3 protein-coding genes are annotated in these 2952 nt (G+C 63.8%); 1 reads left to right on the top strand and 2 read right to left on the bottom strand.

Translation table 11 applies throughout. The features are described from left to right. Nucleotides 1–154: 154 nt before the first annotated feature. Nucleotides 155–967 carry a nucleoside triphosphate pyrophosphohydrolase gene (mazG, locus tag ACE3SN_RS16645; protein ID WP_374531924.1) on the top strand — a complete coding sequence of 271 codons (813 nt, stop codon included), beginning with the start codon at nucleotides 155–157 and terminating at the stop codon, nucleotides 965–967. On the opposite strand, the gene hflX is transcribed toward mazG, so the two are convergent. After that, the gene (gene hflX / locus ACE3SN_RS16640; RefSeq protein WP_374531922.1) at nucleotides 944–2239 is read right to left on the bottom strand and encodes a GTPase HflX; all 1296 of its coding nucleotides are present in this window, start codon (nucleotides 2237–2239) and stop codon (nucleotides 944–946) included. The genes mazG and hflX overlap by 24 nt on opposite strands. Nucleotides 2240–2292: 53 nt before the next feature. Continuing rightward, entirely contained in the window at nucleotides 2293–2892 is a 600-nt protein-coding gene (gene hfq, locus ACE3SN_RS16635) for an RNA chaperone Hfq (protein WP_374531921.1), read from the bottom strand. Nucleotides 2893–2952: the final 60 nt, after the last annotated feature.

Here is a 2952-nt window from a genome sequence, read left to right as displayed (position 1 = left end):
GGGCGTCGTGGCGAACGAAGTGGACACGGTCGCTGATACTGTTGAAAGACCGCCGTGACTGCAAGCCTTTCCCCATCACACTGGACACAGTTTACATGGACAGTTGCGGTATCGCTATTAACATAATATATATTATCATTCTTAAAGATCAGAGATGAGCGAAGCCAAGACCACCTCCCTAACGGGCCTGACGGGCCTTCAACGCCTGCTCGCGATCATGGCGCGGCTGCGCGATCCGGAGCGCGGCTGCGAATGGGATCTGGCGCAGAGCTTCGCGACAATTGCACCGTACACCATCGAGGAAGCATACGAGGTTGCCGATGCGATCGAGCGCGGCGACATGACGTCGCTCGTGGACGAGCTTGGCGACCTGTTGCTCCAGGTTGTGTTCCACGCGCGCATGGCGGAAGAAGCTGGCTTGTTCGATTTCGAAGCCGTGGCCGACACGATCAGCGCCAAGATGGAAGCGCGCCACCCGCACATTTTCGGCGACGCTGCGGATCTCGGCCAATCGCGCGAGGAACGCTGGGAACGGCTTAAGGCCGAAGAACGTGCCGCCAAGGGGGCAACCAGCGCGCTCGATGGGGTCGCCCTCGCCCTTCCCGCCTTGATGCGCGCGGAAAAGCTGCAGAAGCGCGCGGTGCGGCAGGGTTTCGATTGGCCCGACGTGGAAGGCCCCAAGGCCAAGGTGTTTGAGGAAATCGACGAACTGGCCGCGGCTGGAACAGAAGCGGAACGCATCGATGAAGCCGGCGACCTGCTGTTTGCGGCAGTCAACCTGGTGCGGTTCCATGGCGTTTCGCCCGAAGAGGCCCTGTGCAAGGCCAATGCAAAGTTTGAACGCCGTTTCAGGGGGATGGAGGCGCTGGCCGAGAAGCAGGGTGTGGTGTTCGCCTCGCTCACTCTTGAGCAGCAAGACGCGCTTTGGAACGACGTCAAAGCCTCAGAGGCGGCTAAACCGGCCTAGTTCACGCGGTTCAAGCCGGACGGACAGGCGCCGCAGTGGCCCGCGCTTGTCCTCGCCCGCGTCTTCATCGCTCAACACTTCGCCATTCGCATGGAGCCAAGCCAGGCGCTGTCCATCGCTGACCGGCAGGACGAAGCTGTGCAGCCGCGCGCCCGAGGTAAGCAGCTTGCTGACCGCTTCGAGCAGATTGTCGCAGCCTTCCCCTGTCAGCGCCGAAACCGGCACGATTACCTCGTCCGGGCGGTGTGCGGCCTGTTCGAGCAGGTCGGCGGCCTGATCCGGGGTGAGCAGGTCCCACTTGTTCCATGCCTCGATGATCGGCACCGGCGGCCCGCTGCCTTCCATGTCGCCACCCTCGCTGTCAGTCAGACCAAGGTCGCTCAGCACGGCGAGCACCTGCCGCTTTTGCGCCAATGTATCCGGATTGGCGATGTCGCGCACGTGGACCACCACATCGGCGGCGGTCACTTCTTCAAGTGTAGCCCGGAAAGCGGCGACCAGCTGTGTAGGCAGGTCGGAAATGAACCCCACGGTGTCCGAAAGGATTGCCTTGTCGATCCCCGGCAGCCGGATGCGCCGCATCGTGGGATCGAGCGTGGCAAACAGCAGATCCTGCGCCATGACGTCGGCCCCGGTCAGCTGGTTGAACAGGGTGGACTTGCCCGCGTTGGTATAGCCGACCAGCGCGATCACCGGCCAGGGCGCCTTCTCGCGCCGGCTGCGGTGCAGGCCGCGGGTGCGGCGCACTTGTTCCAGCTCGCGGCGCAGCTTGGCCATGCGGTCGCGGATCAGGCGGCGGTCGGCCTCGATCTGGGTTTCGCCGGGGCCACCAAGGAAGCCGAAGCCGCCGCGCTGACGCTCGAGGTGGGTCCAGCTGCGCACCAGTCGGCCGGCCTGGTAGTCGAGGTGGGCGAGTTCAACCTGCAGGCGCCCTTCCGCCGTCGCGGCCCGCTCCCCGAAGATTTCGAGGATCAGTCCGGTGCGGTCGATCACCTTGCGTTTGAGCTTTTCTTCAAGATTGCGCTGCTGAATCGCGGAGAGCGAGCCATCGACGATGACCAGTTCCGCCGCGCCCAGATTGCAGGCGACGTCGATGTTCTGAATCTGGCCTTCGCCGAACAGGGTGCCGGCGCGGGCGTCGCGGATGGGAATCGCGAAGGCATCGACCACGACAAGGCCAATGGCGAGCGCAAGCCCCCTGGCCTCTTCGAGCCGCGCCGCGGTGTCCGTGCCACTGGCGCCCCTACCCCGGAATTCAGGGTAAACGACCACGGCCCGCGCACCGCGAGCAACTTCGCCTTCCAGCTCATCTCCAAACGTTATGCTCAGGCTTCTTCGCCTTCTTCGGTGTCTTCTTCCCAGCCATCGCCGGTCAGATCGACCGGGGCGAGAGGCTGGATCGTGGAAACGGCGTGCTTGTAGGCCAGCTGCACATAGCCCTCGCGCTCGAGCAGCATGCAGAACAGGTCATAGGCGGCAACTCGGCCCTGCAGCATCACGCCGTTCACCAGGAACATGGTGACCTGCACGCCCGCAGTGCGCACGCTGGAGAGGAACACGTCCTGCAGCAGGCGAACCTTCTTCGAACCATCGCCCGAGCTGCCGAACTGGCGCGCGTCGATCGGCTGGCTGGGCATGATCGTGGAAATCGCGTGCTTGTAAACCAGCTGCGATTGGCCATCGCGCCGCAGCAGGATCGAAAAGTTGTCAAACCAGGTGACGATGCCCTGCAGCTTCACGCCCTTCACCAGGAACATGGTGACGGGAACCTTGTGCTTGCGCAGCAGGTTGAGGAACTGATCCTGCAGGTTCTGGCCCTTTGCGCCGGTCAGCGGCAGCGGGGCTGCTTCTTCGATCTCTTCGGCTTCGGGCTTGGGAGGGCGCGGCCGCGCGGAGAGGGTTCGCGAGCCAGTGGTCGAGGGCATGGTTTAACTCCTTCTTGTTTGTTGGCGGCCGCTGCTGCGGTCCGCAATCAGGCCGCCCCC

The organism is Novosphingobium sp., from assembly GCF_041915465.1.
In the GTDB taxonomy this organism is placed as follows: domain Bacteria; phylum Pseudomonadota; class Alphaproteobacteria; order Sphingomonadales; family Sphingomonadaceae; genus Novosphingobium.
Note: the sequence above shows the minus strand (reverse complement) of the source record. Positions and strands in the feature narration are given on the sequence as shown.